We start from the raw sequence: 6,169 nt of genomic DNA on the forward strand, positions 1-6,169 counted from the left end.
GGCGGATGCAGTGGGTCAGGTGCCCGGCGTGTTCGGTCTCGCCTAGGCAGGCGTCGGCGCAGGAAGTGCACACCTGGGCACACTCGAAGCAGGCCTCGATGCAGGTGGTCAGGGCGTTCATGTCGAAGGGGGACTGGCCGAGTTGCGGGTGGGTCTGCAGCATGCGGGTGATGGCGGAACCAGCGTTCTGGGTCATGGGGATACCTCCGGAGAATGAAGTCGGGCAGGGACTGTTCGCGAACGGTTCACCCAGCATCGTAGGAGAAAGTGTGTTAAGCCGGTGTAAAGCGCCGCGCTCTCCTAACGCTGGCTCAAGACGGCGCGGTCTGGACGGGTGCGGGCATTGCGAGCGGCAGGCGGTTCAGCGAGAGCGCATTCACGGTGACGATCACGGTGCTGGCGCTCATCAGCAGCGCGGCCCACTCCGGGCGCAGCAGGACGCCCAGCGAGGGATACAGCACCCCGGCGGCGAAGGGAATGGCCAGCAGGTTGTACCCGGCGGCCCAGAACAGGTTCTGTCTGATCTTGCTGCGCACCTGCCGGGCCAGCGTGATGGCCCCGGCCACACTGGCCGGATCGCTGCGGACCAGCACCACATCCGCCGTCTCTACCGCCACGTCTGTTCCCGCGCCAATGGCAATGCCCACATCCGCCTGTGCCAGGGCCGGGGCGTCGTTGACGCCGTCGCCGATCATGGCCACCTTGCGCCCACCCTTCTGCAACGCCATGACGCGGGCCAGCTTCTCGTCGGGCAGCACATTGGCAATCACCGTATCCAGGCCCAGTTCGCGGGCTACTGCTCCTGCTGTGCGGGCATGGTCACCCGTCAGCATGACGGTCTCGATGCCCAGGTCATGTAAGGCCTGCACGGCCACCCTTGCCGAGGGCCGGACCCGGTCGGCCACCGCTACGACGCCCACAGGCTGACCATCCGCGTCAACAAACATGGGGGTCTTGCCGTCTGCCGCCAGGGTCTCAGCCTCTTGAATCAGAATCCCGAGCGCCACGTTCACCCCGTCCATCAGTTTGCGGTTGCCGATCAGGATGAGTCGGCCTTCTACCCGTGCCGTCACGCCCTGGCCCGGCACCGAGTCGAAATCCTTTGCCTCGCTCAGCGCTATGCCCCGTTCCCTCGCCCCAGCGACGATGGCCGCCGCCAGCGGATGTTGAGACGGCTGATCGGCAGAGGCGGCCAGCCGCAGCACCTCCTCCTCACTCACGCCGCCCGACGGCCACACGTCGGTCAGGGCGGGCCTGCCCTCGGTCAGCGTGCCGGTGTTGTCGAACACCACCGTGTCGATGCCGGCCGTGGCATCCAGCGCGCCCGCGTTCTTGAACAGCACCCCTTCCCTGGCCCCCCGGCCCACGCCCACGGTGATGGCGGTGGGCGTGGCCAGGGCGAGCGCATCCGGACAGGCGATCACGATCGCCGACACTGCCGCCGTCAGCGCAAAGACCACGCTCTGGCCCAGCAGGGTCCAGACGATGAAGGCCAGCAGGCCGCTGCCGATGGCGACGAACACCAGGTATTTGCCCGCCGTGTCGGCCAGGCGCTGGGCGGGCGCTTTGCTGGCCTGGGCGTTTTGTACCAGCGACACGATCCGGCTCAGGGCCGTATCTGCCCCGACGGCGGTGGCGCGCATCTGGAAGGCTCCGGTCTGGTTGACCGTGCTGCCCGTCACGTGGTCTCCCGCCGCCTTGCCCACCGGCAGCGGCTCACCGCTGATCATGCTCTCGTCCACGTGGCTCCGCCCCGACGTGACCTCGCCGTCCACCGGCACGCGGTCCCCCGGCCGCACGGCCAGGACGTCGCCCACCACAACCTGCGACAGCGGCACTTCCACTTCCTGACCGTCCCGGACCACGCGGGCGGTGTCGGGCGCCAGTTTCAGCAGGGCTTCCACGGCGCGTCCGGTGGCAAAGCGCGAGCGCATCTCCAGCCAGTGGCCGATCAGCGAGAAGGTGGTGAGCATGGCGGCGGCCTCGAAAAAGACGTCCTGTGATCCCAGAGCCACCGTGGCCCACACCGAGTAGATGTAGGAGACCAGGATGCCCAGGGCGATCAGGGTCATCATGTTGGCCTCGCCTCGCCGCAGCGCCCGTCACGCGGCGGAGATGAACGGCCAGCCGCCCCACCACACCACCGGCGTTGCCAGAATCAGCCCGAACCAGGCCATGTCCAGCCCGAACGGCGGCGCGGCCCGGAAGCCCAGGGCCTCGCCAATCGGGGAGAACAGGATGATGGGGAGGGTCAGAACCAGCGAGACGACGAAGCGGCGCAGCATGTCGGCCACCATCGCCTCGTCGTGGCCCGCATGTTCGTCGTGTCCGGCGTGGATGTCACCGTGCTGGGCGTGGTCCGGTGCGGCTGGCCCCGCCGTGCGGCTGGCCCCGCCGGATGACCGGGCTGGACGGCAGACGGCGCACAGTCGTGGCAGGCACAGGCGTAGCCCGCTGCCTGAAGGCGTCCCTCGATGGCTTTCCCGGTGATGACGGCAGGATCGTAATGCACGTGCGCCACGCCACGTGTCCGGTCCAGGTGGGCCTGCTGGATGCCGGGAACATGGAGCAGCGTGTGCTGCAGGCCTGCGTACTCGCCCGCATCGAAACAGTTCCTGAGCTCCACTTCGAGAACGCGGCCGGGTGTCTTTGCAGGGTGCTGGTGCTGAGTCATGGGGGAACCTCCACAGGCGTGGGCCTCACGTTGCAGGGCTGAGTGTCTGGATGTGTCCAGCCCCGCGGCGTCCGCCTACTGCAACCGCAGCGTGGTGACGCAGGTATCACTGCCCGCGTGGGTGGTCAGCGTCCCCGCAGCGGCCTTCCCGCCCGATGTCAGGGACACCCGGTAGGTCTGGTTGCGGTCCAGCCACAACTCCACAAAGCCGTTGGGCAGGGTCCTCATGCGCCTGTCCAGCACGGTTTTGCCCGCCTGATTCCTGACCAGGACGCGGACGGGCGTGTTCACCAGTTCGCCCTGGCAGCCGGACATGAAATGCGTTTTGCAAGAATGGGTCTGGTTCACGTACGGCGCCACGGCCACCACCATCTGCTGTCGCGCCAGGGCCACCCGGCTCCGCTTTCCACCGGGAAACTCGAACATCACGGCGTCGCTGGTGAGGTAACTTTGCAGGCCGCCCGCGCTGCGCCACTGGTTCGCCTGTGCCAGCGCCTGCTGGGGCGTCAGACCCCGGAGCTGGGCGGCGCTGGGCGTGGCCGATTGCGCGGCGGCCAGCCAGGCTGCACTGGCCAGGATAAAAAACACGGTTGCTGGAGGAGGCCTCATGCCCCTGACCTTAGCGGTTGCCCGTTCAGCGTTCGTTAAGTGCAAGGGGGAGCGTAACGTGGCCCTCCCAGCCCACCGCAGTGTCGGTTGCCGAACCCGCAGTAGACCTCTGAACCCACCACCTCCACCGCTCACGCTGTGCAGCGCACCCGCCTGTCCACACGTGTCACCGGGCCATGAGACCGCCCATCACGTCCCCTTGAGCGTTTCTTGACGGGCCCATGAGCTGGTGGTCCAGGCACCCTTGCGGCGCAGGTGCTCCCCACAAATAGACAGATGCAGACCACCCACACAGGAGATGGGCCATGACTTCCGGGAAGGCTGGGCAGGGTCCAGTGACTGCTCCGGACCACGCAAGCACCGGGGCCACGATGCCGGGCGCGGAACGCGCGATGTTCGGGGCCGCCGGGGCGTTCCTGCTGACGGCCGGCCTGCGTTCAGGCTCACCCTTTCAGAAGCTGCTGATCGGCGGCCTGGGGGCCGGGCTCACAGCGCTGGCCGTGCGGGGCCGCAGCCCGCTGGCCACGGCGCTCAAGATTCAGCAGGACGGCGACGGTCACGTGCTGGTCAGTGAGGCCGTGACCATCGGGAAGTCCGCCGACGGGCTGTACGCCGTGTGGCGCAAGCTGGAGAATCTGCCCAGCCTGATGAAGCATCTGGAACGGGTGGAGGTGCTGGACGAGCGCCGGTCCCGCTGGACGGTCAAGGCCCCCGCGGGTTATTCGGGCGGCGAGGTGAGCTGGGAGGCCGAACTGACCGCCGACGAGCCGGGCCGGCGCATCGCATGGCAGTCGCTGCCCGGCGCGCAGGTGGAGAACAGCGGCGAGGTGCTGTTCCGTGCCGCGCCGGGGGACCGCGGCACGGAGGTGGCCGTGCACCTGAATTACCGCCCGCTGGGCGGCTCCGTGGGGGCCGTGGTCGCCCGCATCGCCGGGCAGGAGCCGTCGCAGCAGCTGCGCGACGATCTGATGCGTTTCAAGCGGGAGCAGGAACTGGGCTACCACCCAACCACTGAGGGCCAGAGCAGCGGACGGGCCAGCAGGGGAGGCAAGGCATGAATGCCATCATCTGGCAGGGCACCAACCACGTGGGCGTCGAGACCGTCCCGGACCCCACGCTGCTGCTGCCCACCGACGCCATCGTGCGCGTGACCTCCACTGCGATCTGCGGCTCGGACCTGCACCTGCTTGACGGTTTTATTCCCAGCATGGAAAAGGGGGACATCCTCGGCCACGAATTCATGGGCGAGGTGGTGGAGGTCGGCGCGGACGTGAAGCGGGTGCGGGTGGGCGAGCGGGTGATTATGCCGTTCAACCTGGCCTGCGGCGTGTGCGATCCGTGCCGGCGTGGGCTGTTCAGCGCCTGCGACAATTCCAACCCCAACCACCGCATGGCCGAGGCCCTGTACGGCGCCACCAGTGCCAGCGGCCTGTTCGGGTACTCGCACCTGTTCGGCGGCTACGCCGGCGGTCAGGCCCAGTTCGTGCGCGTGCCGTTCGCGGACGTGAGCTGTTTTGCCATCGAGTCGGACCTGCGCGACGATTCTGTGCTGTTCCTGACCGACATCTTCCCCACGGGCTTTCAGGCCGCCGAGAACTGCGGCATCGTGCCGGGCCGCGACGTGGTGGCTGTGTTCGGGGCGGGGCCAGTCGGTCAATTTGCGTTACGCAGCGCCCAGATGCTCGGCGCCGCCGAGGTGATCGTGGTGGACCGCGTGACTGAGCGCCTGCGCCTGGCCGAGGCGGCGGGCGCCCGGACCATCAACTACGAGCAGACTGACGTGCTGGTGGCCCTGCGCGAGGCGACTGGCGGGCGCGGCCCGGACCACGTGATCGACGCGGTGGGCCTCGAGGCCCATGGCCACGGCCCCGGCGCGCTGCTGGACACGGCCGAGCAGAAGCTGCGGCTGAGCTTTGACCGCATCACCGCGCTGCGCTGGGCCATCCTGAGCTGCGCCAAGGGCGGCACGGTCAGCATGCCGGGCGTGTACGGCGGGCTGGTGGACAAGCTGCCGCTGGGCGCGGCGTTCAGCAAGGGATTGACCCTCAAGATGGGCCAGACGCACACCCACCGCTACGTCCGCCCGCTGCTGGAGCGCATTCAGCAGGGCGAGATTGATCCTAGCTTCGTGATCACCCACCGCGCGCCGCTGTCACAGGGGCCAGAACTGTACAAGACCTTCCGCGACAAGCACGATGGCTGCATCAAGGTGGTCCTGGATCCCTGGACCTGAACCCTCTCAGGAGAGCCGCGTACTCCCCACCGCGCAGCAGGCCCCCAGGACACGGGGCCTGTCTTGCGTTAGGGTGCAGGGTGAGGCACGCTGCAGCGGCGCAGAGCTGATCGGGCGGTGCGCGTGCGGCCAGGGACGGCGCACTGCCCGCCAGGCCACACAGGTCAGGGCTGCATACCTGGCCCGATCGCCGTGCTGAAACTGGAGGTTTTACGATGCCAACGTCAACCGTGACCCTGCGCTGGGTGCCGGGCACCCAGGACCGGGTGCGCTTCGAGAAGGGAGGCCGCACCTTCACCGTGCTGCTGAGGGACGTGCAGCAGGCTGATGTCCACAGTGTCGGGCCGCTGTACCTCCGGGGCAGCGTCATTCTCGGGGTCACCCGGGTACATCTGTCGGACCTGATGGGGCCGCTGCGCCAGCACGTCACGGCCAGGGCCACCGGCACTCCGGCAGGCGCCTGGGTGGATGCGGGCGGCCTGGCCGCCGATGAACCGCCGTCTGGGGGCTCCTAGAGGCTGCCAAGAACCCTACCCAAGAAAGGGCCTGATTTTCGCCAACATGAGAACGCAAGCGGCGACGAAATGAAAGCCGATAAGAGTGGAAGAAAGGCGTTCCAAATCTCGTCCCAGGCGACGAAAGCGTGATAACCA

At 68.0% G+C, this 6,169-nt stretch carries 7 protein-coding genes and 1 pseudogene; 3 read left to right on the top strand and 5 right to left on the bottom strand.

The window, feature by feature from the left end; translation table 11 throughout:
- From IEY31_RS18245 to IEY31_RS18255, 4 genes are all read right to left on the bottom strand, one after another.
- The coding region (locus IEY31_RS18245) for a four-helix bundle copper-binding protein (RefSeq protein WP_188974295.1) at nt 1–196 on the bottom strand (196 nt) is incomplete at its 3' end.
- A 115-nt stretch (nt 197–311) separates the two neighbouring features.
- Nucleotides 312–2,075: a copper-translocating P-type ATPase gene (locus tag IEY31_RS18250; protein WP_229723767.1), complete on the bottom strand. Its 1,764-nt coding sequence runs from the start codon at nt 2,073–2,075 to the stop codon at nt 312–314.
- Between the two features lie 27 nt (nt 2,076–2,102).
- A complete protein-coding gene (locus tag IEY31_RS18850; protein ID WP_229723768.1) occupies nt 2,103–2,285 on the bottom strand; it encodes a hypothetical protein in 183 nt (60 codons plus the stop codon).
- Nucleotides 2,286–2,749: 464 nt separating this feature from the next.
- Nucleotides 2,750–3,283, bottom strand: coding sequence for a CueP family metal-binding protein (locus tag IEY31_RS18255; protein ID WP_188974381.1), 534 nt, complete (start codon nt 3,281–3,283; stop codon nt 2,750–2,752).
- A gap of 305 nt (nt 3,284–3,588) precedes the next feature.
- Here IEY31_RS18255 and IEY31_RS18260 point away from each other — a divergent pair, with 305 nt between their 5' ends.
- From IEY31_RS18260 to IEY31_RS18270, 3 genes are all read left to right on the top strand, one after another.
- Nucleotides 3,589–4,341: an SRPBCC family protein gene (locus IEY31_RS18260; protein WP_229723769.1), complete on the top strand. Its 753-nt coding sequence runs from the start codon at nt 3,589–3,591 to the stop codon at nt 4,339–4,341.
- Nucleotides 4,338–5,516, top strand: a complete 1,179-nt coding sequence (locus IEY31_RS18265) for a zinc-dependent alcohol dehydrogenase (RefSeq protein ID WP_188974382.1) — start codon at nt 4,338–4,340, stop codon at nt 5,514–5,516. The genes IEY31_RS18260 and IEY31_RS18265 overlap by 4 nt, the downstream gene beginning before the upstream one ends.
- Nucleotides 5,517–5,731: 215 nt before the next feature.
- A complete protein-coding gene (locus tag IEY31_RS18270; protein WP_229723770.1) occupies nt 5,732–6,031 on the top strand; it encodes a hypothetical protein in 300 nt (99 codons plus the stop codon).
- Between the two features lie 15 nt (nt 6,032–6,046).
- Here the strand turns inward: IEY31_RS18270 and IEY31_RS18275 are convergent.
- A pseudogene (locus IEY31_RS18275) lies at nt 6,047–6,169 on the bottom strand (IS5/IS1182 family transposase); the annotation flags it as partial.

Origin of the sequence: Deinococcus aerolatus (genome assembly GCF_014647055.1) — a bacterium.
GTDB classification, from domain to species: Bacteria; Deinococcota; Deinococci; order Deinococcales; family Deinococcaceae; genus Deinococcus; species Deinococcus aerolatus.

Coding starts and splice junctions, on each gene's coding strand:
- IEY31_RS18265 (WP_188974382.1), top strand. CDS start 4,338: ATGAATGCCATCATCTGGCAGGGCACCAACCACGTGGGCGTCGAGACC.
- IEY31_RS18270 (WP_229723770.1), top strand. CDS start 5,732: ATGCCAACGTCAACCGTGACCCTGCGCTGGGTGCCGGGCACCCAGGAC.
- IEY31_RS18255 (WP_188974381.1), bottom strand. CDS start 3,283: ATGAGGCCTCCTCCAGCAACCGTGTTTTTTATCCTGGCCAGTGCAGCC.
- IEY31_RS18250 (WP_229723767.1), bottom strand. CDS start 2,075: ATGATGACCCTGATCGCCCTGGGCATCCTGGTCTCCTACATCTACTCG.
- IEY31_RS18260 (WP_229723769.1), top strand. CDS start 3,589: ATGACTTCCGGGAAGGCTGGGCAGGGTCCAGTGACTGCTCCGGACCAC.
- IEY31_RS18850 (WP_229723768.1), bottom strand. CDS start 2,285: ATGCTGCGCCGCTTCGTCGTCTCGCTGGTTCTGACCCTCCCCATCATC.